Origin of the sequence: Seleniivibrio woodruffii, from assembly GCF_004339245.1 — a bacterium.
In the GTDB taxonomy this organism is placed as follows: Bacteria; Chrysiogenota; Deferribacteres; order Deferribacterales; family Geovibrionaceae; genus Seleniivibrio; species Seleniivibrio woodruffii.
Map to the genome: position 1 here is coordinate 89796 of NZ_SMGG01000007.1, position 22516 is coordinate 112311.

At 41.7% G+C, this 22516-nt stretch carries 22 protein-coding genes; all 22 read right to left on the bottom strand.

Annotated elements, in window-relative coordinates:
* Positions 1-20 precede the first annotated feature (20 nt).
* The 22 genes from trxB to C8D98_RS12970 all read right to left on the bottom strand — a co-directional run bounded on the left by trxB (position 21) and on the right by C8D98_RS12970 (position 22510).
* On the bottom strand, positions 21-974 hold the full coding sequence (trxB, locus tag C8D98_RS12865) for a thioredoxin-disulfide reductase (RefSeq protein ID WP_132874573.1): 954 nt from the start codon (positions 972-974) through the stop codon (positions 21-23).
* Positions 975-986: 12 nt separating this feature from the next.
* Positions 987-1307: a DsrE family protein gene (locus C8D98_RS12870; protein WP_132874574.1), complete on the bottom strand. Its 321-nt coding sequence runs from the start codon at positions 1305-1307 to the stop codon at positions 987-989.
* Positions 1308-1329: 22 nt separating this feature from the next.
* Positions 1330-1653, bottom strand: a complete 324-nt coding sequence (locus tag C8D98_RS12875; protein ID WP_132874575.1) for an ArsR/SmtB family transcription factor — start codon at positions 1651-1653, stop codon at positions 1330-1332.
* A 129-nt stretch (positions 1654-1782) separates the two neighbouring features.
* Positions 1783-3372, bottom strand: coding sequence for a multiheme c-type cytochrome (locus C8D98_RS12880; protein WP_132874576.1), 1590 nt, complete (start codon positions 3370-3372; stop codon positions 1783-1785).
* A 210-nt stretch (positions 3373-3582) separates the two neighbouring features.
* A complete protein-coding gene (locus tag C8D98_RS12885; RefSeq protein WP_132874577.1) occupies positions 3583-4941 on the bottom strand; it encodes a sigma-54-dependent transcriptional regulator in 1359 nt (452 codons plus the stop codon).
* Positions 4934-6448 carry an ATP-binding protein gene (locus C8D98_RS12890; RefSeq protein ID WP_132874578.1) on the bottom strand — a complete coding sequence of 505 codons (1515 nt, stop codon included), beginning with the start codon at positions 6446-6448 and terminating at the stop codon, positions 4934-4936. The genes C8D98_RS12885 and C8D98_RS12890 overlap by 8 nt, the downstream gene beginning before the upstream one ends.
* Positions 6429-7310: a phosphate/phosphite/phosphonate ABC transporter substrate-binding protein gene (gene phnD, locus C8D98_RS12895; protein ID WP_132874579.1), complete on the bottom strand. Its 882-nt coding sequence runs from the start codon at positions 7308-7310 to the stop codon at positions 6429-6431. The genes C8D98_RS12890 and phnD overlap by 20 nt, the downstream gene beginning before the upstream one ends.
* Positions 7307-7900 carry a class I SAM-dependent methyltransferase gene (locus C8D98_RS12900; protein ID WP_132874580.1) on the bottom strand — a complete coding sequence of 198 codons (594 nt, stop codon included), beginning with the start codon at positions 7898-7900 and terminating at the stop codon, positions 7307-7309. The genes phnD and C8D98_RS12900 overlap by 4 nt, the downstream gene beginning before the upstream one ends.
* A 115-nt stretch (positions 7901-8015) precedes the next feature.
* Positions 8016-11057 carry a molybdopterin-dependent oxidoreductase gene (locus tag C8D98_RS12905; RefSeq protein WP_132874581.1) on the bottom strand — a complete coding sequence of 1014 codons (3042 nt, stop codon included), beginning with the start codon at positions 11055-11057 and terminating at the stop codon, positions 8016-8018.
* Between the two features lie 10 nt (positions 11058-11067).
* The gene (locus tag C8D98_RS12910) at positions 11068-11688 is read right to left on the bottom strand and encodes a 4Fe-4S dicluster domain-containing protein (protein ID WP_207891283.1); all 621 of its coding nucleotides are present in this window, start codon (positions 11686-11688) and stop codon (positions 11068-11070) included.
* A 447-nt stretch (positions 11689-12135) separates the two neighbouring features.
* Positions 12136-12561, bottom strand: coding sequence for a DUF6573 family protein (locus C8D98_RS12915; protein WP_132874583.1), 426 nt, complete (start codon positions 12559-12561; stop codon positions 12136-12138).
* Positions 12562-12573: 12 nt separating this feature from the next.
* Complete coding sequence (locus tag C8D98_RS12920) at positions 12574-13410, bottom strand: ArdC-like ssDNA-binding domain-containing protein (protein ID WP_132874584.1); 837 nt, start codon at positions 13408-13410, stop codon at positions 12574-12576.
* A gap of 61 nt (positions 13411-13471) precedes the next feature.
* The gene (locus C8D98_RS12925) at positions 13472-13969 is read right to left on the bottom strand and encodes a hypothetical protein (protein ID WP_132874585.1); all 498 of its coding nucleotides are present in this window, start codon (positions 13967-13969) and stop codon (positions 13472-13474) included.
* A 95-nt stretch (positions 13970-14064) separates the two neighbouring features.
* Complete coding sequence (locus tag C8D98_RS12930; protein WP_132874586.1) at positions 14065-14286, bottom strand: hypothetical protein; 222 nt, start codon at positions 14284-14286, stop codon at positions 14065-14067.
* A gap of 24 nt (positions 14287-14310) precedes the next feature.
* Positions 14311-14691: a single-stranded DNA-binding protein gene (locus C8D98_RS12935; RefSeq protein ID WP_132874587.1), complete on the bottom strand. Its 381-nt coding sequence runs from the start codon at positions 14689-14691 to the stop codon at positions 14311-14313.
* Positions 14692-14773: 82 nt separating this feature from the next.
* Positions 14774-15106, bottom strand: a complete 333-nt coding sequence (locus C8D98_RS12940; protein WP_165871338.1) for a DpnD/PcfM family protein — start codon at positions 15104-15106, stop codon at positions 14774-14776.
* A complete protein-coding gene (locus C8D98_RS12945; RefSeq protein ID WP_132874589.1) occupies positions 15099-15419 on the bottom strand; it encodes an LPD28 domain-containing protein in 321 nt (106 codons plus the stop codon). The genes C8D98_RS12940 and C8D98_RS12945 overlap by 8 nt, the downstream gene beginning before the upstream one ends.
* A gap of 69 nt (positions 15420-15488) precedes the next feature.
* Positions 15489-15878, bottom strand: coding sequence for a hypothetical protein (locus tag C8D98_RS12950; protein WP_132874590.1), 390 nt, complete (start codon positions 15876-15878; stop codon positions 15489-15491).
* Between the two features lie 9 nt (positions 15879-15887).
* Positions 15888-16604, bottom strand: coding sequence for a hypothetical protein (locus tag C8D98_RS12955; protein WP_132874591.1), 717 nt, complete (start codon positions 16602-16604; stop codon positions 15888-15890).
* Positions 16605-16840: 236 nt separating this feature from the next.
* Complete coding sequence (locus C8D98_RS12960; protein ID WP_132874592.1) at positions 16841-17635, bottom strand: TIGR02391 family protein; 795 nt, start codon at positions 17633-17635, stop codon at positions 16841-16843.
* Positions 17632-20655: a type III restriction-modification system endonuclease gene (locus C8D98_RS12965; RefSeq protein WP_132874593.1), complete on the bottom strand. Its 3024-nt coding sequence runs from the start codon at positions 20653-20655 to the stop codon at positions 17632-17634. The genes C8D98_RS12960 and C8D98_RS12965 overlap by 4 nt, the downstream gene beginning before the upstream one ends.
* Position 20656: 1 nt before the next feature.
* Positions 20657-22510 carry a site-specific DNA-methyltransferase gene (locus C8D98_RS12970; RefSeq protein WP_132874594.1) on the bottom strand — a complete coding sequence of 618 codons (1854 nt, stop codon included), beginning with the start codon at positions 22508-22510 and terminating at the stop codon, positions 20657-20659.
* Positions 22511-22516 lie beyond the last annotated feature (6 nt).

The following is a 22516-nucleotide window of genomic DNA, read 5'->3' on the forward strand; positions in this document are numbered from 1 at the left end:
TCTCATCTGTTTCTCTCCTCTTATTTATTTAAACCGTCCAGATATCTTTCGGCATCCAGAGCTGCCATGCAGCCGGTACCTGCCGATGTTATCGCCTGACGGTAAATATGATCCTGAACATCTCCGGCGGCAAATATGCCTGGAACGCTGGTCTGGGTTGCATAATACCCTGTCTTTCCGGCGACCTTTATATAGCCGTTTTCCATCTCCAGCTGTTCTTTAAAATTATCCGTATTCGGAGAATGACCTATTGCGACAAAAACGCCTGCTACTCTTATTTCTTTCAATTCGTTGTTTCTTGTGTCCCTGATCCTGACTCCGGTAACATTGTTTCCGTCTCCAAGCACCTCATCAAGGACATTGAACCATTCGATAGATACTTTACCTTCGGCAGCTCTCTCAGCAATTCTGTCAGCAAGTATTTTTTCTGAACGAAACGAATCCCGCCGATGAATAACAGTTACATGAGAAGCAACATTTGAAAGATACAACGCCTCTTCAACAGCAGTATTCCCGCCACCGACAACAGCAACAGGTTCATCGCAATAGAGAAAACCATCGCAGGTGGCACAGGCGGAAACCCCTTTATTTTTGTAAAAGTTTTCGGAAGGCAGCCCAATATATCGTGCCGATGCACCAGTGGCTATTATCATGGCATCACAGGAGTATTCATCCTTTCTCCCTTTTAACAGAAAAGGTTTTTCTCCAAGAGACACTTCTGTTATATGGTCATTAATTATGACGGTACCGAACTTTTCAGCGTGTCTTCTCATCCTGTCCATCAGTTCGTTGCCGTCTACTCCGAGGTAATCTCCGGGCCAGTTGTTCACCTCCGTTGTGGTTGTGAGCTGTCCCCCAGGCTGAACTCCCGCTATAAGCACCGGCTTAAGATTTGCTCTCGCTGCATATACTGCTGCTGTATACCCCGCAGGTCCGGAACCGAGTATTATAAGTCTGTGGTGGCTGCCGTTCATGATATACCTCCGTTAAAAATTCATAACTCTGTCGGACACAAGCACCATATCGTATAAGTCTTTCATAGTCGAAATTGAGCAGATGCCTTTATCATCAAGTTCTCTGAGCTTCATACAGGTTCCGCATGCAAGTATTTGCCCGCCTCCGCTATTAAAAGCGGTTATCTGTCCCCTGATGTCAAAATCAGGTTCATCGAGCCTAATTGCTTCCACACCTTCAGCTGTTAAAAACACTGTGACATTATCTTCCTTTCCAAGGGCAAAGTTTGCAAACCTGAAAGCGGTGAAAACCTGTTCAGGATTTTTCTGAGTTATAACTACGGTAATCTTCATAAAACACCTCACATATTGAACATCAGGGGCGGATACAGCACTTGCTCTCCTTCTTTTCGTTATCTTTCGGGTCGTTTTTCAGCAGTTTAAGTATCCCGCCGACAAGCTCGGGACAGCGCACAAAATAACATCTCTGTGCACCGCTTTGTGTGAAGTCGACTATCCCGGCACTGCGCAGAACTGTAAGATGCTGTGAAATGTTAGCCTGAGAAACAGGTAAAATTTCCTGAATATCGGTTACGCATTTTGTGCCGTGTTCAAGCAGTTCGATAACTATCTTAAGACGTGTGCCGTGTCCAAGCGCCTTTAGTATCTCAACCCATTCTTTATTAAAATATGCCTGCATATCAAATCCTTAAATCATATTCGAATATTCTTATATCATGTATTAAAAAAAATTGCATTAAAATTTTCAGCATATTTCCATTATGGAAGCAGGGGAGAAATTCTCCCCTGCTCCGGTTTGATCAATTATTTATTTCTTTTTGTAGCCCATTTCCCACAGATCTTTAAACATAGGGCTTCCGGGAAGCTGCCAACCCATGATTTCAGCCTGTTGGTCTTTTGCCCCCTGTATCTGTCTGACATAGTCGTCATGCTGCGGCGGGAAATCCTTAGCCGTCTTGTTCACATACTCATCTTTGGTCTTATCCCATTCGTTCCACATCTCCCACTGCTCTTTCGAGATAATTCCTTTGCTGTATATAAATTCGACATTTTTTCTCACGCTTTCCCAGTAGCCGGGTTTTTTATACCAGTAGTTATTGGTGAGAGCGATGTTTGATTTACCCCAGATAGAGCCGCCGTAGTCAAACCACGGGAAGAACCAGACTTTATCCTTTGAATTCTCATGCGCCCATTTTTCTGCCTCGGGAATACCCTTTTCGGCAGCCATCTCGATGAGTTCATATGTCTGATAAGTCATCGGACTGTAGCCGTAGGCTTCGTTCTTATTAGGGCCAAAGTGCATAAGCGAAGCTCTGTAGACCCTACCCGTGTCGTGCCATACTTCCCTGAGAATGATATCAAACGGGTCGTCATCATCATTTTCGCTGGTAAGCGCACCCTTTTCATTCATAGATCCTCTCAGTTTCGCAAAGACTTTAAATACCTCGTTAAACTGATAGACTCCCAGGTCGGTAGCAAGGAAAAGCCTCTTGGTAAATGATTCTGCATGGCACTGAACGCAGACTTTCTCCATACGTTCTCTTTTAACCTGCCAGTTTTCATCATTCCATTTACTTCTGAAAGAAATAGGTGAAGCGAGTCTCCAGCTGCTCCGCTCGCTTACGTTGTGTGTTGCTTTAAGTCCGGGCGCACCGCTCATATGGCATGTTGCACAGACAGGTGCATCAAAAGGAACGACTTTTTCGCCGGAAGCATAATTCCAGTTCCATTTTGAGCCTTTGTCAAAATATACAAGACCGTGTTTTGAGTTCTGATATGATTCCCAGTTTCCATGATCCATACCCTCGTGACAGCGTTTACATGTCTCGGGCTTTCTGACCTGTTCAAGAGAGAAATCATGCTTGTTATGGCACTGTGTGCAGTCTCCCAGTGTTTTATCCGGCCAGTAGTTGCCCATACCCGCATGACAACTTGAACAGCCCATTGTTTTTCCGTAGATGGGCGGTTTTCTCCAGTTCATGTTAGGGTCGAGACCCTGTCCGTGTGTACCGAGGATGGCGTGACGGCTCTTGAGAAACTCTTCATTCTGTTTCGGGTGACATTTTGCACAGTCAGCTGCATTGGGTGTCTGCGCAACGGTGTAGCCGTTGTGATCCATTGCATCATAATCCTTTTCTCCCGCTTTGTGGCAGGACATACACCCAACTTCAGCTTTGCTGTGCATACTGTTTTTCCACTGCCTCACCATGCCGGGATTGTTTTCCCCGTGGCATTCGATACAGTCTTTGTCCGCCTTTGTCAGACCGATCTTTTTAGATGGTTTTCTGGCATCGGCATGAGCAGAGCTGAAAGAACCGGACATGCCGAGAAATACTGAAACCATCACAAATAAGACCATCAGACTGATCCACTGTGACTTTTCACTTCTGTGACTCATAAAGTCCTCCTGAATAAATTCTTACGAGACAAGCTCTGCTTTATTCAAAGCAACATAAATGCCACACAATTCATAAGTGCCAGCACATTGGTAATAAAAGAAAATACAAGAAGCAACCGTTATCGATAAAAAGGAATTGTTACAAACTGAAACATGATGAAACCGAAATGTTGCTGTAATGCAACATGAGAGGAATTGAAGATACTGAATCTATGCTCTTTCTATACCCAGCTCCTTCATTTTTCTCCAGAGAGTTGCCCGGCTGATTCCGAGATATTTAGCAGCCTCACTTTTACGCCATAAAAATCTGTTAAGAGCGTCAAGGATGGTTGATTTCTCTATCTCTTTGATATTGTAATCAAGCTGGCTGTTCCCAACCGTATCGACTGTCCTGTCATGCCTGTTTAAAATGTCAGAGGGAATATTTCTGACAAAAACAGTGCCACCATCACAAAAAGTGATGATATTCTCCATCAGGTGCTTCAGTTCACGGATATTGCCCGGAAAATCGTAGCCGGACAGAAACTCTTTAAATTCCTCTGAAAAATCCGGAACGGATTTTCCGAGTTTTTTGCTGAACTCTGTAGCGTAATGTTCAGCAATTGTGAGGATATCCTCCCGCCTGTCTCTGAGCGGAGGAAGTGATATCGTCAGCACGTTTATCCGATAAAAAAGATCCTCGCGAAAACGTCCGGCAGAGATAAGCTCTGAAATATTCATTCTCGTAGCAAAGACAAACCTTGTATCAATATAAATTTCCTTGTTGCCGCCAAGACGTTCAAAGGATTTATTTTCAATTATCCTCAGCAGCTTCGTCTGCATGTTGAAAGGCATATCTCCTATTTCGTCAAAGAAAAACGTACCTTCATGCGCCAATTCCAGCTTTCCTTTTTTCTGTTGAAAAGCTCCTGTGAAAGCACCTTTTTCATAACCGCACAGTTCTGCCTCAAGCAGTTCTTCAGGAATAGAAGCACTGTTTATTTTGATTATATTGCTGTCGCACCTTTTACTCATAAGGTGGATTGCATTTGCAACAAGTTCTTTACCAGTGCCGCTTTCACCAAAAATCATCACGGATGAATCAGATTTCGCAGAAGCTGATATAAAATCAAAAATTCTGCCGACAGCCCTGCTTTGTCCTAAAATACCGAAGTTGCCGGAAGACGGCTGTTTTCCGGCATCGCAGCAGGTACTCTTGTTCGACTTGTGCGTACCGCTCAGAAACCTGTCTATCATTTCTATAAGTTTGGACGGATCAAGCGGTTTCTGAATATAATCAAAAGCTCCCAGCTTTATTGCTTTCACGGCATTTTCTATCTCGGCAAATGCCGTAATCACGATTACACAGGTTGACGGGCTGATTTCCTTAACTTTTTCCAGTATCTCGATACCGTTATACCCCGGCAGGCGGAAATCGGTGACGATAACGTCAAAGACTTCCCTGCTGATAATATCCATGCCCTGTTCGCCGGTTTCGGCAACACATACATCATAGCCTGCATCCTCAAGGGTAAACCGAAGCCCCAGCCTCATGGAAAGTTCGTCTTCTATTATCAGAATTCTATTCATCTGTATCCCCGTTTTTGCAGTCAAGAGGCAGGGTGATTATAAACTCACACCCCTTTCCCGCCTCAGTTTTAACCTCTATGCTGCCGCCGTGCTGGTCGATAATTCCCTTGCTGACAGAAAGCCCGAGCCCGGTTCCCTGACCATTCTTTGTGGAAAAGAAAGGATCGAAAATATACGGCAGTATGTCATCGCTGATCCCGCTTCCGGTATCTTTAAGAGATATGCGGCACTTCCCATCCAGTTTTCTGGTTTTAATATTAAACGTTCCTCCTTCAGGCATGGACTGAAAGGCGTTTATCGCAATATTCATAATAACCTGTGATATTTTATTTTCACTCAGTTCTATCCTGCCAAGATCCGGATCAAATTCACAGGTTATTTTTACATTACGTCTTTGGGCTTCATAGCCTACCAATACGAGCAAATTTTCAATCAGTGCGTTCACATCGGCATATTTCTTTTCAGCTTTTGCAGAACGCGAAAAATCCAGCAACTGCTCGACTATATGCTTCATTTTTTTCAAACTGTCGTCAATGCCGAAAACCAGCTGTTCTGTCTCTGTATTTACAGCGGTATATTTCTGGAGCCTGTTAAAGCATAGCATTACACCGCCAAGAGGATTGTTAATTTCGTGAGCAACACCGGCGGACAGATACCCCAGCGACACCAGTTTTTCATTCTGAATAAACTGTTCAAATGTTCTTTCCTTCTCCTCGTCAAGTTCTTTAAGCCTCCGGATAAGCCAGTAAAAACTGTGTTCAAGCTCTCCTATTTCATCACGTCTTCCTTTTGCAACAGTAATGTTCATGTCCTCATGATTCTTTATTCTGTTCATGGTTCCTGAAAGTTTTATGATAGGTTTTGACAAATGCTTTGCAAACGCTTTCACTATTATCATAGCGAAAAGAACCAGCAGAACAGCAAGAACTATGATTTCCTGTTTCAGCACATCAATTCTCTGATGCATCTCCTCCAGCGAAAGCGAAATTCTTATAGCTCCCCACTGCTTTGTGCTGACGTTCAGCGGAGCTGTAATCACAAGAATCTTATCATTTTTATCCGATGTTCTGATTACGGGCTTATTCTCTTTCATTGCAGATATAAATTCCCTATCATGATAGCGTTTGTTCAGCGAATTTATATCTTTATGTGTGATAACCTTTCCGTGCGTATCCAGAATTGCGATACATTTTATGCGGGGATCCTTTTCTGACAGATTCAGAATATAATAATCGAAATAATCGATCATATCCTGATTGTCCATTATTTTAAGTTCGTTATATACCATAATGTTTGTAAGGGTCAGTCTGCTGGTTTCAGTTAAAACGTTTGCCTGCTGATATGCGTTGGCTATGTATAATTTCTCCTCACGGTCAAATATCCACCAGCTAGCAACCGCAATGGTAAGGATTATGCAACTCACAGCGGTAATGGTAAATTTTCCTTCCAGAGTCACAGGCCATCTGAACAAAAAGTATTTGAGCTTGTTAATGAAGGATAATACCATTCTGTTCCATCTCTTTTATCATACCTCTGATCGTGTTATAGTCAGAATCTTTTGCTTCGGCAAAACCGAATTTAAGCTCTTCATCCCATGTACTCATTATTTTTCTGTCCGCCGGTTTGCTGTAGTCAAGTTTCAGCAGAGCAGCCTTAACTTCATTGATAAATTTAGGATCCGCATCCTCTCTGACAACAATGGGAAGTCCCGGAATAGGCTCCGAACGCCATATTACTTTCAGACCCTCGTGGCTGTATTGATAGGCAACGGCGTCTATAAGCGCACCCGCATCATAATTGCCCTTCTGAACCTCTCTTGCCACAGAATCATGGTATCTGAGGTTCTTGTAGCTACGAAGTTCGTTAAGATAAATATGTTTCTTCATGAGGTTGTATACGGGAACAAGAAAGCCTGATGTGGAAAGCTCCGAAGGAAATACGATGCTTTTACAGCATAACTGGTCGATGGAATTTATCGGAGAATTCTTCCTTACAACTATAGTACTCCTGTAAAACACTTCCCCTTTTGAATTTTTTGGTTTCAGTATCGGAATTACAGGTGTAGTTTCTCTCGCTTTAACATATGTGGTTCCTCCAAGCAGAACCAGATTAACCTCTTTGTTTGCAAGATATTCTATGACTTTTCTGTAGTCCTTATTCAGTTTCAGTTCAAATTTATATGAAGTATTTCTGGTCAGATAATCCATCATAGGCTGATATTTCTGGTACATGACAATTGGATGATACAAAGTAATAGCACTGAAATATACTGTCGGTTTAACAACCGCAGATCCGGACGCACTCCATGATATACCGGAGCAAAACATCACAGCAAAAGCAATCAGAAATATCCTGTATAATGATTTCATTTTTCTGCCTTTATCACAGTAAAATAATATCCGCTACCGAATGCCTCATCTGAAATTCCGGATATGGATATTCCTGTAAATCCGAATTTGCCCAGCATCTCTATAACCTCATCGGCAGAATAAAAATGCGCATTTCTGTAAAAACGGCTTTTTTCTTTCTTTGCCAGATATTTTTGCCCGAGTCCGGAATCCTTGTCCACAAATCCAATGATAAGACAACCTCTTTCACTCAAAACACGTCTGACCTCTTCAAGAGCTTTCATAGGATTTTCAATAAAGCACAGCACAGTTATCATATATACTGCACCGAAACTGCCGTCAGCAAAAGGTATGTCCCCGGCGTATCCCCTCACAGTGCAGATTCCCCTTCTCAATGCGTATTGTGCCATATTGGATGACGGCTCAAGACCATATTCAATTCCAAGCGGTAATGCAAATCTGCCGGTACCGACCCCTATTTCGAGTTTCGGGGTTTCAGAGGCGCACACATTTTTAAGAAGATCAAGTTCCGCAAGAAAAACTTCCGTATTTTCATCAAACCAAATATCATATTCAGCGTGGAAGCTGTCAAAGGGGTCTGTATTGTCCATATTCCACCTCGGATATAATATAAGGCATGAGTTTATTTAAAGGAATCACATAATTCAGAATGCCGGTGCGGATTAACCGCACCGGCAGATGTCCCCTCCCCTGAGGTTGTTAAGGTCAGAGACGAATCACTTTAACACGGGTGCTGCTGAAGTCCGGAGTCCCCCCCACTACATCAACCATGGGGGTATTTCCGAAGTCCTCGTCCAGTCGTGCGACATTATTGAACTGCAGCCCTGAACCGAGTTTTTTGTTCCCTATCAGCCTGTCTTTTTCCGCAACAGCTTTACCGCCGTAAAACACTTCCCGGGCTTTTGAAATGGGCAGATCGGAGGCTCCCATCTGTGTATGCCCGTAGTGGTTGGAAATTCCAAGACAGCCTTTACGAACCAGTTTTGTAACTTTAACTTTTCCGGTAATTCCGTCTTTATTGCTTGCTGAAATCAGCCGGACAGAATCCATATCCCTTATTCCCAGTGTAGCGGCATCTTTGTCGTTCATTTCAATATAGTTTTCCGGAAACAGTTCCATAGACCATTTGTGGAAGTGAGTTCTGGACTGAGCATGAACGTTCATTTTGTATGTTATAACGCTGAACGGGTATTCCTTATCGATTTCATCGATATTCCTTCCTTTCGGCGTAACCGGCTGCACATATTTCAGAGTCCCGCTGAAGTTTTCTCCGGTGATGGAGTTTTTCGTTAACGCCAGTTCCTCACTGTAAAGCAGGATCTCTTTAATTCCAAATTTGTGATTCTCGCCAGTGAAAACATCATTGTAAGACGTGTTGAATACACCGCCGCGGGCAAGTGCATAGCACACTTTTTTCCACTCGGATGCACTAAGCATGTTTTTAAATCCGGCAACGGGATAGTTCTTTTCGACAAAAGCCGTCTCTTCATCCGATGCTTCAGGCACTTTTGCGCTGTCGGCAAGGTTTGATATCGCCCTAAGATAAAAGTCCTCAGCTTTTTTCAGCGGGAACATATTTCCGTTTTTATCTTTTATGGCATTTTCGCCGAATCCCGGCAGACCGGAGGCAATGGCAAGGTCAATAAGAAATGTTTCTTCGGAAAAATGTCTTCCGTCTTTTGTTTTGCCTGTAACCGGCTCAACCGCAGGAGTTCTTATTCCCGTGAATCTTGAAGCCGGAGCATGAGGAGTAAGGAATCCGTAATGTCCCTCGGAATATACCACATCGGGAACTATGTAATCGGCAAAAATATTAGACTCGTTCACGGTTATATCTATGGAAACGTGAAGCGGTACTTTTTCAGTGTCACTCAGTGTCTCTTTGTATCTGTACCCGCCGGGTATTGAATATACCGGATTGAAGAAGTAGGTCATCAGTATCTTGCACGGGTAAGGATACTTCTGGTCTATACCGCTCATTGCTTCAACACAGAGACCGCCAACCGACATGGGAAACCATGGTCTTTTTGCAGGATATCCGTTCTTTTTGAATTCCGTAGTTTTTTCGTAAGCAAATTTCTCACGCGAGATAACCGGTCCGGAAGGTTTTCTTGCTCCTTCAAATAATGCAAGATCATATATTCCGGTATTCCATTTTCCGGCACCGCCGCCAGCTTTCATATAACCGCCTTTCCTGTCCACACTGCCTACCAGCGCATTAAGAACTGCCACTGCATAAGCGGCATACGTTCCGCCGATATAGTTTCCGGCACCGTGATACTGTGTTACTGCTGATTTTGTACCGTTGGAAGTAAATCTGTCCGCCAGCTTAACTATATCCGCAGTTTTTACTCCGGCTTTTTCAGCATACTCATCAACTGTAAATTTAAAAACACCCTCTCTCATGAGAACGAATGCCGATTTTACGGAAACTGATTTTCCTGAAGAATCTTTAACGGTGCCTGAAAACAGCAGATTTGCTTTTTCTGTTTTTAATGCTGAAGCGAACATACCGGCGGAATCTGCCACAACAGGGTCTTTACTCTCTTTTTCATCTGCATTTGCATTGATATCGGCAACTCTGAGAAATTTTCTGTAATTTTTATGCGCCGGATCGGTAATAACAAGATAGGAAGCATTTGTAAAACAGGCAAAACCCGCCTTTGAGGCTGCTTCGGTATTCGGGGCAGCAAGAAACGCCCCGTTGTATCTGTTATTATCAATTATCCATCTGAGCATCCCCATAGCTAATGCACCGTCTCTGGTGGGCTGAACCGCAATCCAGTCTTCCGAATGAACTGACGCATTGGTTGCTCTGGGGTCTACAATTATAAAACGTACTTCACCTTTTGAATTCCTGTTTGCGACCGTCGCACCGTAAGTGTTTATCCCGGGCTGAAGAGCCTCATATATATTTGCGCCGAAAACCGCAATAAATTCAGAATTAACTGGATCCGCCTTGAACTCCACTTCTTTCTTGTTGCTCATAATCCAGTTGCCCATTCTGAAACCTATGCCGCAGATATCTGTATGACCGATACGGTTGCACGAACCAAGCGCGCCTTTCACAAATCTGTCTGAAAACTCTTTTCTGGCATTCTGGTCACGTCCGCCGATAAATATGAACCCGTTTCTGACTGTTCCAAGCTCAGGAGCACCCGCATCTATCAGCTTATCAGAATTAAGGGCTTTAACACCTTCAATCATACGCTTCTCACCGATGTGTTCAAAAAGAGCTCCGCCTTCAGCTATCTCTTTTATCATTTGCTCCCACTCAATGGGTTCAAACTTGCCGGAGCCTCTAGGACCGGATCTTTTCAAAGGTTTTATAAGCCTGTAAGGGTTATATGCATAGTTCCTTGATTCTTTGGATTTTCCGCAGACACTGCCGCTGTGTAAAAGCGACTCTTTAACCGGCATATCATAGGCGATGGGCGCAAACCTCGTATTATAAGGATGGTATGGGTTTCCATAATTACCTATCAGCCTACCGTCTTTGGTAAGGACTCGGGTACCGCATCTTGCATTGCATCCCAGACAAACGGAATGAACAACTTTTACGTTTTTATCTTTAAGCGTTTCTGCAATGTCCTGTACATCACGCGGGCTTGTGAATTTCTCAGAAGCTTCTGCTTCTGGGGAAGAAAAACCGACGACAGCCGCACCCGCTGCTCCCGCTGCCATTGCCGCTGCGTTCTTTACAAAAGAACGTCTGGACATTTTAAGTTCTTTATCTTTTCCGCTCATGTTTACCCCCTCAGTTCTTTCTGCTTTTCTTATATTTAAGGCTTGTTTCTATGCGCAATTCAGGGAATCGGGAAATCAGTTTATCTTTTTCAAGATATTTGGCAAATTCACCTGAAGGCATCTTCGCATTACCGAACAATCTTGCTCCTGAAGGGCAGGTTTCAACGCAGGCAGGCATAAGACCTTTTGACAATCTTGATATGCAGAAATCGCATTTGTCAACTTTGCTGCCCGCTTTGCCTTTGTACCTGTCATCAAAAAATCTCGCATTATAAGGACATGCTCCCACACATTCGCCTATTCCGTCGCATTTCTCCCAATCGGTTACGACGATACCGTTCGAAAGTTTAAATGTTGCATCAACAGGACACGCAGCAACACACATCGGTTCTTCACAGTGGTTGCATTGAACCGGAGTAAAAACAGCTGCCTTATCAGAAATTTCCTCTTTCAACACTCTGGTATTGAAATTATCCTGAAATGTGTCGTTCTCTGCTTTGCACGCTATTGAACAAGCCTGGCAGCCCGTACATCTGTTTTGGTCTATAACCATCATGTACTTCACATCGGGCATACTGCTTATCACGGTTTTTTTGGCACACGCCGAAGCCGCAACGGCAACAGTAAGCACCAGACCGCTCTTGAGGAACAATCGCCTCGAATTCATAATGATTCCTCCTTTATTAGGTTGTTTCGCCGATTAACATTAATCAAAACCGATGCCAAACGACAAACGGAAGAATACTGTGCAGTATGAGTATATTATCTGAGAGCAAATATCATGATGAAGCAATACTGAAACAACGTGAAACGTTTTTGTTTCATATTTGAAACAAAATGATTTAAGTTAAAGCCATATAGATTTTCAAGAGTTAATTTATGATTCCGCACCTAGCCATACATACGAATTATTTAGAAATATTAGCCACATTTTACACCATAGTTTACAGATCATTCTTCAAAATATAAAAAGTGGATCACAGTTACTTTTTCAATTGTTATCCACTTATCTCTCCGTGCTCTACTAAAGATAAAAAAAGCCCTGCCAAAATTGGCAAGGCTTTTAGGTGACTATATGCTAATCCTCATCGGGCAGCATAACAGTAAACACAGGATCCGGAGTATCTCCTGGACCTAACACACATTTCAATCGAATAACTTTTGATTCATCAGCGTCATCACCGCCGGATTCAATCTGCCTTACGGTAACTGAAAACACTATTTCAGACCCGCTCGTGCCCTTTTTAATAGCAAAATACAGACACATGAGAACATCCCAGAATCTTCCGGAAATGCTCTGAATCCCAGAATAATTTTCAGGCAAGCCAACAGCCTCAAAATATGCCGTTCTGGTAAATGCCATAGGATATTTAAAGCCAGCCTGCTTAAGCATAGGTATGTTTTCATTTTCCGGCTTATACTCGGTCATATCAACCAGTATGCCGTCTTCTATTGCCTGCTTACGTGAATAAGCATACAAGACTTCGCCAAAAATATTATCCATATCGGCACCGCCTCAGGACGCTTTTGGCAGCGACATAGCCGCCTCTAACTGAGCAATAATGCTATTTGCCATGTCATAAGCAACAGTTAAAGCTTCTTTCACCTCAGAGATGTCTCCATCACTCCATCCGGCAAGATACCCGAATGAATAGCATGATGAATCCACGCCAAAATGTCCGGACACGATAAATGATGTTATCTCTGCCTCAAGCTCTTTAACGGCTCTGCTTTTTGACTTTTCTTTAAAGTGATTCAGCTCACCGTGGGCTACCTCATGAATCAAGGTTTTCAGACGTTGCTCTTCGCTCTTGTTGGCGTTAAGAGTGATTGTATTATCACTTGTCAGAAAACCACCAAGATCCGGTTCCAGAGGCTCGTGTTTCACGCCATATTTGTATCCGAATACACTTATAAACTTGCTCAGAAGTTCCGTTTCGCCGCCAAAGTCGTGACAAATATCAGCCTCTTCAGGAAGCTCCTTCCCTTCTGTCTGGCTCACGTCATAAACACAGACTGCTCTGAAGCCCTGCAAAAGCTGCACGTGCCTTTCAGACTCACTTACGGCTTCGCAATCAACTTCTATATCTATGACTTTCTTTATCAGAGGGGCGAATATCATTATTGCCTTTTCACCTTTTTTCACCCTTCTTCCCAGCTTGTTCCACTGCTTCAGCCCTGCCACCATGGTGGCGTGTCTGCATGCACAGAATATCAAAAGGGAATTCATTGGTGAATACTTGTGAAACTTTGAATGGAAAGCCAGAAATTCTGCAAATTTACCATCGGCGATTATTTTCTTTAAACCATCTTCAATAAGAGCAGAAAGCTCCTGTAAACTTTTACTTTGCATTGTGTTCTCCTTAAAAAAGGGGGGACACAAATCCCAGAGGGGAATTGCATCCCCTCAAGGGTTATTTTTCAAAAACTACTTCTATTGCGTTATCGATAACATCCCAGTTAATCCCTATCGTTGCGTCATGTGCTTCCTCGATAAGCTTTGCCACTTTTTTACAGTTTTCAAAGGTGGGTTCAATATCTGCATAGCCCTCATCAATCCTCATTTTTATATCAGCCAAGGACCAATGAACGTCTATCTCAATATCTTCCCATGCATAACTGAACTGTTTAACGTTTGGCAGTTCATCCGGTTCCCCTTGAGACTCAAAAACTATCGTAGCAAACGCTCTTATCAATTCTTCACAAGCATCTGTATCAAGAGGCTCTGTCTGAGCCTTGAAAGGGTCTTTCTCGCTGAACAGTGATATCAACGCCATAACAGCCGTATCAAAGTTCATAAAGATTTTTATCCGTTCATTCAGCTCATCAACTTTTGAATCCAATTCACGCACCACAGAGCGAAGGCGTGTTATCTCTCGCATACGTTCTTCAGCTATCTCTTCATATGTCATTTTGCATCCTCCGCTGGCAGAGGAGCATACCCTGATAGGGGATATGCATCCCCTGTCAGGATTTTTAACTATTGATTACGGGCATCAGAAATCGCTTATTTCAGCTTTTCCCAGTACCAGTAATTCTCAACAAACTTGTTTATCAAGGATAAGCCGGAGCCGCTTGCCAACAAGCGTCCTTTTGTGTCGGTTATCCTTATCCTGCCTCTCTTCATCTCAACCTTAACATTTGTGGGTTCGCCCCTTAAGTTAAGGATTTCTCCTGTCTCAGATAAGTCTGAGCCGTACTCTTTCAGAACATTTTTGATTGATTCCATATTGTGCTCCATTCTCATAAAATATCAGAATGGAATATCATCGGAGTCTTCTTCCGGAGTGTGCGGCGGCATATCATCCGACTGCTTCTTCCATGCAAGCAGCTGGATTGAGTTTGCTACAACAAGCACCCTGTAACGGTTTTTGCCTTCTGATTCCCATTTATCCTGTTTGAGCTTGCCCTCTATCAGGACAGGAGAACCCTTTGATACAAAGTTTTTGACAAACTCGGCTCTATAACCGAATGTTCTGATGTCGAAGAAACTTGTCTCCTCTTTAAGCTCTCCGTTTTTATCTCTGTATTTCTTGGTAACAGCGACAGAGGCTTCGGCGACAAGAGTTCCGTTTGGCAGTGTACGTATTTCAGGTTCTTTTGTGATGTTTCCTTTCAGGATTACGATGTTCATAATACTCTCCTTAGATTTGATATTTTAAGAGAGAGCATTCCCCATAAGGGGATATGCCCCCTCATAGGGTTAAAACTTGTTTTCAGAGTGTAGTTATTATGTATTCAACAATCAGATCCCATGATGCCGTCGGATCTGCTTCAGACTCATAGAAATACCTTTCCTGAACAGCCGTGAAATATTCATCTAGAGACTGCTCATCAACAGGCAGTTTGAGTCTTTCTGCAATTACTCTGACATCATCTCTCGTTAACCTCAGGCAGAAAAACTCAGCAGAGTATTCGCCTTCGTCCATGAGGATTGAGCCTTTTGAATACAATATTTTTACTTTTTGCTCTGCCTCGGCAGCAGATTCAGCATCTACGGTAACTTTCAGAACAGATTTTTCAGTGATTATGACGGTGTACTCACTCATAATAAGCACCATCCTTTTCAGACAGGACAAATTCATTCCCTCTTGCAACAATCTGAGGAAAATCAAAGTCCCAATCCTCTTCATCTATTTCAATGAAGTCTGCATCACCAAACTGAAGCGGTTTTATAAAGATTACCGTGTTGCAGAAATTCACGAACACACTTTTCTCAATGGTAACAGGTGTGACCCAGTCGCCATCATCATCGTGTCTGGTTTCATAAAAGAACAGCTGCCTTCCGGCTAGTTTTTCTATCTGTTCCTTTTCTGCTGATTTGAGTCTGCCGTCATAATAGGCATAAAGATTATTAAACATGATGTGCCTCCGCATAGATTACCGGAAACACTTTTACCCTATCCGGGGTAGTGTCCCCGGCGTTGGGTTTTACATAATTTCTGAAATACTGATGGTCTCGCTTCTCAGATCCTCTGCATGATACTTCAATGACAGCATCAACTGGAAAGTCGTCCTGCCAACAAGCACGTATCCGCAGCTTGTTTCTGCATAAGCATCACCGCAGTTGTAGCCGTAATCAAAATCAATCTCTCCAGTGTCCTCATCAACTTTTCCTGACTCAACAGGATGGAAGAAAGAGGCTTCAAAGAGACCTTTTGATGTTACAAACTCAGCTGTTTCGCATATCTTCAGAATACTTTCTTTGCTGATAACAGTTGAAAAACCATCATCGCAGTCCATGTATTCCAGATCAGAAAACAGCTTGCCGGTAATTGAAACGCTGCCATCAGCTCTTTTTTCAATAACATAATTTTCCATACGACACCTTTAAGCCGATTTCATGTCGGATTTCTTTGAAGCAGGGTACATGTTGTTGATGTAATTGCCACCCTTCGGAGAGGCATAATAGTACACCGAAACATATTCCCCTTTTTTCAATCTGACATTATCGTCCACAACGGACTTATCAGTTCTGTTAAACCACTCGGAACCGATACGGATTGCCTTATCAGCATTTACCGCAGCGATATAGCCTGTGATTTTCAGATTATGCTCATAAGTCTTTACATCAACAGCAGCAGGCACAACATTATCAGTTACTGTCTGTTTAAAGCTATTAATGTACTTTCTGCCTTTCGTTGTCACATAGACAACGGCATCAACTGTCATTCCTATTTCAGGTTCAATATCCATAACGGTATGTTTTGAGAAAAGATATTCCTCTCCGTTAAGGCTGAGACTGTTTTCGGAAATGGCAGTAATGTCGGCGGCAAAAAGCTCTTTCAGTGGATTTTCGGCACTAACACCGGCGAGATTTACTCGGTTCAGATAGAGCGAGTTTTTATTAGGGCTCAGATAAGCATAAAGGTCTACCTTCATCCCTTTTGAAAACTTCTCAAATCCGACTCTGACAGTCTTTTCCGATGTGACAAAGGTGTAGCCGTTGATAACAACACCCTTAAAAGTCAGGGTATCGACAACAGCATTTTCAAGATTAACATAGATTGCATTGGAAACAGTTTGATCGTTTGACTTGTCTTGCATAGCGTTCTCCTTCGTTTGAAATATTTATTTCCGAACGTAGGCACACTATGCTCCCTCTAACGGGGTAGTATGCCCCGTGGGGATTTTGTGACATGTGCTGCATATCAACTATGCAACAAAAACTATGACCGGTGGTGTCCCGGTTTGACCGCTGGTGTTGCGGGTCATCATGAAATGATGAAGAAATATAAATAATTATTCAATAAAATTGCTTCAAATGCAACAGTATTAACTTTTCAATTGTTAGTTTTAACGCAATTGTCTAATTTCCTATGTAGCAAAGAAATCAGCGTTAAATAGTCTGCCGCATCATCATCTCCAGACCACAGAATCTTTGGCTCATGAGCCAGAGGATTTCTGATCGCTGCGAAACACCCTTTCAACAACATAGCAAATCCTTTATGCTCAGATTTTTCAGTTTCGGTCTGTAAAGTATTTAAAGCAAGAATTGGCTTGTCTATTGCAAATACAGCCTCAACCAAAGCCGCTCCATCAAGCTCAAGACCAGACATCACTCTTAATCTTTGAGCTAATCCTTTTGCAGCTTCAAAAACTGCATGAAAATAATTTTCCTGCATAAGCTCCTGATTACAATATTTAATCAGCTCAGGATGCATGCTCCTGTCTTTGAATTTTGCACGAATTGTCTGGACTCTCCGTTCTGCTTCTTCCAAAGTAGAGGCTTTATCGCAGGTTTTAATTTTACCATCTTTACCCAATTCAAAACCTGCAAATATAAGTATTCTGTTCAAAGCCTCCCTTTTCTCTTCAAATTCACCACTGCGTCCTATATATCTAGCAGGATTGAAAAATGCCTGTAGAAAATCTAATATTTTATTGGAGCATTTATACTGTCTCTGAGAATCAGAAAATACCCAATATAGCCTTTTCCATTTTGTAGATTCCCCAGATTGATCTTTTATGCCACGATCATCTAAAAGTCTTGTGATTTCGCTACCACTTCCGCACTCTCCCAAAAACTTTGCCAGTGTTTCGATTTGACCATTTGACATTACAGGCAATGCACTCATACATATTTACCTGTGAAATCTTCATAAGAAGTGGCAACTGTGAAAGCGACATCGGTTTCGAGAGCCTTGAAATGTTCTTTCCCGCAGTTTATCTTTGCGTTTTCTTTTGCTCTTCTTTCTTCAGACATGTGGGTGTCTTTTGTTTCAACAACAAAGTATAGTTTTTCTTTTCCATCTGCTTCAACAAGAACAGCCCAGTCTGGGTTATATCCGCCAAGTGGTGTTGGAATTTTAAACCAGCTAGGCAATTTTGTATAAAGCTTAATATCAGCACTTTTTTCAAATTGCTCAGCAAACTTAAGTTCAACATCTGAATCATATACAACGTACTCATGAATTGACTTTGCAACACTCAACATATTCTTGTGCAGATATCCAAAGAGTTGCATATCATCTTTTTCAAAAAGCTCTTGAGCATAAAATTCAGTATCTCCAATTTTCTGGTATTTAACTCCATTCACCTGCATCAGCTGCATTTTAGTATTAATAATGTTTGCAACCTGCTCAATGTATTTTTGAGGATTTCTTTTGAATGCGTCCAGTCGATCACTTTCAGCAATAATCTGAACAATAGTCTTTCTCGTAAGGTTAGTAGTATTTTGCAGATATGTTATTAAATCAGGTAGTTCAAACGCTGTCGATTCATAACTGCTGGCACTTTCATGTGGTGTTCCGACATGAACGCCGCCTCTGTCAATTTCTGCAACTGCTTTTCTATAGATAAATCTTGCTTTACCAACATTAAGGTTATTTTTAATCTCTTGGACACAGTCTTCGACAAGCCTATCAACGTCAAAATTAACTCTGTATGTCGTCTTAAACTTGATTTTATCCCAGAGAATCTTAAACTCTTCGCTCATAAATACTGCTTTATTAAGAACTATGTGTTTTTTGTCATCTCTATTGTTGATATTCAGTTTTCCTGCAACTTTCTTGAGAATGTTCTCGATCTGGGCTCTTTGCGGTTCGTATTTTGCAGAAAGTTTCATATCACCATTCTTAAGTGCAGCTTTCAGGCTATCCTGAACCTTCCCTTTAACATCAACATAGGCATTTTCCTTCAGCTCTTTAAAAAGCATTTTGGATGCCTCTGAGCCAAGGTATTCTATTTCTTCATCTTCAATAGACACTGCTATGCCTGCAAAAAGATGATCCTCTACAACACCAAACTTAATACCTTCTTCTCTCTCAATTTCGTTTTGAAGCCCTTCTGCAAACTTCTCATAAGACTCATTTGCCATAACAGTGAGGGTATTCACCTCAAAGCCATGAACTCTCTCACCATCCTGGTTAACTGCGATACGAAGTCCCCTGCCTATTTCCTGTCTTTTTTTGATTTCTGAGTTGGTTTCGTTCAGAGTGCAAATCTGGAATACGTTTGGATTGTCCCAACCTTCTTTAAGAGCAGAGTGAGAAAAGATGAATTTCAGCTTTGAGCTGAAACTCAAGAGTTTTTCTTTATCCTTCATAATAAGATTGTACGCACTCTCATCAAAAGCAGATGTTGCAGGCTTATCATCATTTGTATATTTAGATTCCTTAAACATATCTTCGCCTTTTGTATCTTTCTTCTTATCTATGGCGAAATAACCGTTATGAACTTCTGCGGCAACAACTTCAGGAGTTTTTCCATCTAGCAGAGTTTGATATTGGGGTTTTCTGACAGCTCTGACAAATTCTTCCTCAAACATTACCGCAAACTTGCCTTTCTGCGGATTTCCGTCAGCATCATAAGAACGGTAGTTTGATACTTTATCAATAAAGAACAAACTTAAAACCTTTATTTGCTTCTCTTTCAGCCTTAATTCTTTGTCCAAATGCTCTTCAATGGTTTTTCTTATCTGAAGTCTTTTATATTCATCGGGATCAACCTCACCAACTGCCTGTCCTATTCTGATAATATCCGGCTTGCTAGTAAAGCTGATATATTCCTCACCTTTTTTACAGTATATAGTTTCAATGATGTAGCCTTCATAAATATCACGCCCATTGCTGTATTTGTTTTCCAGCAGGTCTGAATTTTCCTGAACGGTAACAACCTTTCGCTCTATACTTCCATCCTTTTTACGTGCATCTATTTCAACTTTCGCTGTAATTGGACTCTTCTTATTATCAACGCTCACCAATTTGATATACGCCTTGTTGTGTCCGTCAATAACATCTATTCCGGCGACTTCAATTTGTTTGACCAACTTTTGTTCATAGGCATCTACAGAGTCCAGCTTATAAAGCATATGGTGTTTGTCAACATGAGTGGCTGAATACCTGAGCGTACATAAAGGATTCAAAGAAGCAATAGCCTCTTTGCTCTTATCTGTTCTGTCTACACTTTGTGGCTCATCAACAATTACAATAGGATTTGTGTCCTTTATAAATTCAATAGGTTTTGCACCATCCATTCGGTCATGTGCCCTATGGATAATATTTGCTTTATTTTCTTTCTCAGGGTCTGCAAAACTCTTTCTGAAAGCATCAATATTGATAACCATGATTTGGATATCAGGACTTGTTGCAAAGTCTCTGACTTCAGGCAGACGGTTTGAGTCATATATAAAGTAATTAAAGGGAACATTCTCATAAAGCTCTTTGAAATGAGTTTCTGTCATCTGAAGCGATTTATAGACTCCTTCTTTCACAGCTATCGAAGGAACAACGATAATGAACTTTGTGAAGCCATATTTGCTGTTCAGCTCAAAAATTGTGCGAAGATATACATATGTTTTCCCAGTCCCTGTTTCCATCTCAACTGTAAAGTTGAATGAGTCCAGCTTTTCTGAAGGTGCGAGTCCATTTTTCAGCTGAATTTTGCGGACATTTCTCAGGATATCATCATCCAACAATTTAAGGCGGTTACCGATACCAAGATTACTTTCAGTAACAGGGGCGACATTTGCAGCGGTATATGTCAGCGGAGCAACAGTGAAGTTGGTCTGACACATCTCCTGTCCTTCAAAAATATCGACAATAGAATCTATCGCCTGCCTCTGATAATCAAGATGCGGATCAAACTGTATTTTCATGTTACAGGCTCCTCACATCTTCAATACCGGCATCTTTTAAGATATGGATAATATTTGCTTTTACAACATTGGCATCCAACTCTTTGTCGCCAAATCCTGAGTCTTTTAAAACTACTCGCATGATCTCTGGTTTGAGTTGTTCTTTTAGTGAAACGATGCCTTCTGCTACATTGATAGTAATATTATCAGACAGGCACACCATGAGTGCCCCCATACCGATATCATAGACTTTCTGTCCATCTATCATGTGCTCAGTGATTGGAAGAGTAAGGTCAAGTCCAAATTTAAGTAACACTTCATAAAGGATGTCGTGCTCATTACGGTCATCTTTGATGTTAGAGATATAGTCTTCCAGCTCTCGCTGAGTCAGATCAAAATCTACTTCCCACGGCTTTATATTGGTTGAATCGAGTTTAAATACCTTGAAGCCAAGGTCACCAGCATAATTTTCAATAGATGTTCTTAGCTTGTAGCTCACGCCATTAAGACGCCTTTTCCCGATATCAACAATTGATTTAAACCCTGCAGCGAACGCTTCGGAATCCTGGTTAATAAGTTCAGGAATTTGAACTAATAGAACCTTTCTATTTGAGGACTGTTCAGCATTTAATTCAAAAACAGCCTGCGCTGTAGTACATGACCCTGCAAAGAAATCGACTATGAGATCATCTTCATCTGAAAATGTGGCGGTCAGATATTTGAGTAATAGAACAGGTTTTACTGTATCTAAGCCATGCTTATTACCAACAATTTCGTTTAGGTCTGATTTACCTGTTTCTGCCGTCCCAGTGAGTTCAGGCTCCATAAAGCAATAAATCGGATACAACGGATCTTGCTCTTCGTGCTCATATTTCTTTTCTTGGGGAACACCATCATCATTAAGCAAGATTCGATTATTTTGGAATAAGTTATCTATTGTTTGTTTGCCAGCTTTCCATCGGAAGTCCTCGTCAGGCTGATACCCACCTGATGCAAATCGCATAGTTTCCCTTCGAAATGTCCCGCGATTAGACGTCAGAATTGTAGTTGTTCTATATTTGCCGTCGGCATCTTCATGCGGATATGTTCTTGTTTTTGCAGGAACAACATTAAACTTCAACTCATCTCCAGCGCGTCTACCATATACTAAAATGTATTCGGCTACTTTTTGCGGCCGGAACTTAGCATCACCGGCATTGGTTGGTTTAGCACGCGACTTCCAAGTAAAAATAGCAACGCGATTTTCTTCACCAAAAATTTCATTCATTATAGACGTTAAGTTTGAAAGCTCTGCATCTCCAATAGAAACAAGGATCACTCCGTCATCATGAAGCATATTTCTGGCAAGTTTTAAGCGCGGGTACATCATATTTAGCCAGTTAGTATGATAGCGACCATTCGTTTCTGGGTTGTTTGAAATATTATGCCCCTCACCATCTACCTGACCAGTTATTTTCTTATAATTTTTGATATTATCTTTAAAGTCATCCTTATAAACAAAATCCTTTCCAGTGTTGTATGGTGGATCAATATAGATCATTTTCACTTTTCTGTAATAGCTTTTCTGAAGGAGTTTCAAAACTTCAAGGTTATCTCCTTCTATGAATATGTTTTTAGTGTTTTCCCAGTCCAATGATTCTTCTGGACATGGACGTATAGTTCCCGTGCTTGGGGTTTGTGCAATAAGCTTTGCCTGTCTCTTACCATTCCAGTTAAAGCTGTAACGTTCTTCTCTGTCATCTATAAAATCGCCAAGTTCTTCTTTCAGCTTGTCACAATCCAGCTTCCCTTCTGTAAAAACTTCCGGAAAAATTTCCTTCAGCTTATTTATATTTTCCTGCACTATATCTAATGTCTTTCCGTCCATTTTATCCATAATATA

Coding starts and splice junctions, on each gene's coding strand:
- trxB (WP_132874573.1), bottom strand. CDS start 974: ATGAACGGCAGCCACCACAGACTTATAATACTCGGTTCCGGACCTGCG.
- C8D98_RS12955 (WP_132874591.1), bottom strand. CDS start 16,604: ATGCAAGACAAGTCAAACGATCAAACTGTTTCCAATGCAATCTATGTT.
- C8D98_RS12945 (WP_132874589.1), bottom strand. CDS start 15,419: ATGTTTAATAATCTTTATGCCTATTATGACGGCAGACTCAAATCAGCA.
- C8D98_RS12940 (WP_165871338.1), bottom strand. CDS start 15,106: ATGAGTGAGTACACCGTCATAATCACTGAAAAATCTGTTCTGAAAGTT.
- C8D98_RS12965 (WP_132874593.1), bottom strand. CDS start 20,655: ATGAAAATACAGTTTGATCCGCATCTTGATTATCAGAGGCAGGCGATA.
- C8D98_RS12870 (WP_132874574.1), bottom strand. CDS start 1,307: ATGAAGATTACCGTAGTTATAACTCAGAAAAATCCTGAACAGGTTTTC.
- C8D98_RS12960 (WP_132874592.1), bottom strand. CDS start 17,635: ATGAGTGCATTGCCTGTAATGTCAAATGGTCAAATCGAAACACTGGCA.
- C8D98_RS12930 (WP_132874586.1), bottom strand. CDS start 14,286: ATGGAATCAATCAAAAATGTTCTGAAAGAGTACGGCTCAGACTTATCT.
- C8D98_RS12920 (WP_132874584.1), bottom strand. CDS start 13,410: ATGCAAAGTAAAAGTTTACAGGAGCTTTCTGCTCTTATTGAAGATGGT.
- C8D98_RS12970 (WP_132874594.1), bottom strand. CDS start 22,510: ATGGATAAAATGGACGGAAAGACATTAGATATAGTGCAGGAAAATATA.
- C8D98_RS12915 (WP_132874583.1), bottom strand. CDS start 12,561: ATGGATAATATTTTTGGCGAAGTCTTGTATGCTTATTCACGTAAGCAG.
- C8D98_RS12925 (WP_132874585.1), bottom strand. CDS start 13,969: ATGACATATGAAGAGATAGCTGAAGAACGTATGCGAGAGATAACACGC.
- C8D98_RS12905 (WP_132874581.1), bottom strand. CDS start 11,057: ATGAGCGGAAAAGATAAAGAACTTAAAATGTCCAGACGTTCTTTTGTA.
- C8D98_RS12880 (WP_132874576.1), bottom strand. CDS start 3,372: ATGAGTCACAGAAGTGAAAAGTCACAGTGGATCAGTCTGATGGTCTTA.
- C8D98_RS12890 (WP_132874578.1), bottom strand. CDS start 6,448: ATGGTATTATCCTTCATTAACAAGCTCAAATACTTTTTGTTCAGATGG.
- C8D98_RS12875 (WP_132874575.1), bottom strand. CDS start 1,653: ATGCAGGCATATTTTAATAAAGAATGGGTTGAGATACTAAAGGCGCTT.
- phnD (WP_132874579.1), bottom strand. CDS start 7,310: ATGAAATCATTATACAGGATATTTCTGATTGCTTTTGCTGTGATGTTT.
- C8D98_RS12900 (WP_132874580.1), bottom strand. CDS start 7,900: ATGGACAATACAGACCCCTTTGACAGCTTCCACGCTGAATATGATATT.
- C8D98_RS12950 (WP_132874590.1), bottom strand. CDS start 15,878: ATGGAAAATTATGTTATTGAAAAAAGAGCTGATGGCAGCGTTTCAATT.
- C8D98_RS12885 (WP_132874577.1), bottom strand. CDS start 4,941: ATGAATAGAATTCTGATAATAGAAGACGAACTTTCCATGAGGCTGGGG.
- C8D98_RS12935 (WP_132874587.1), bottom strand. CDS start 14,691: ATGAACATCGTAATCCTGAAAGGAAACATCACAAAAGAACCTGAAATA.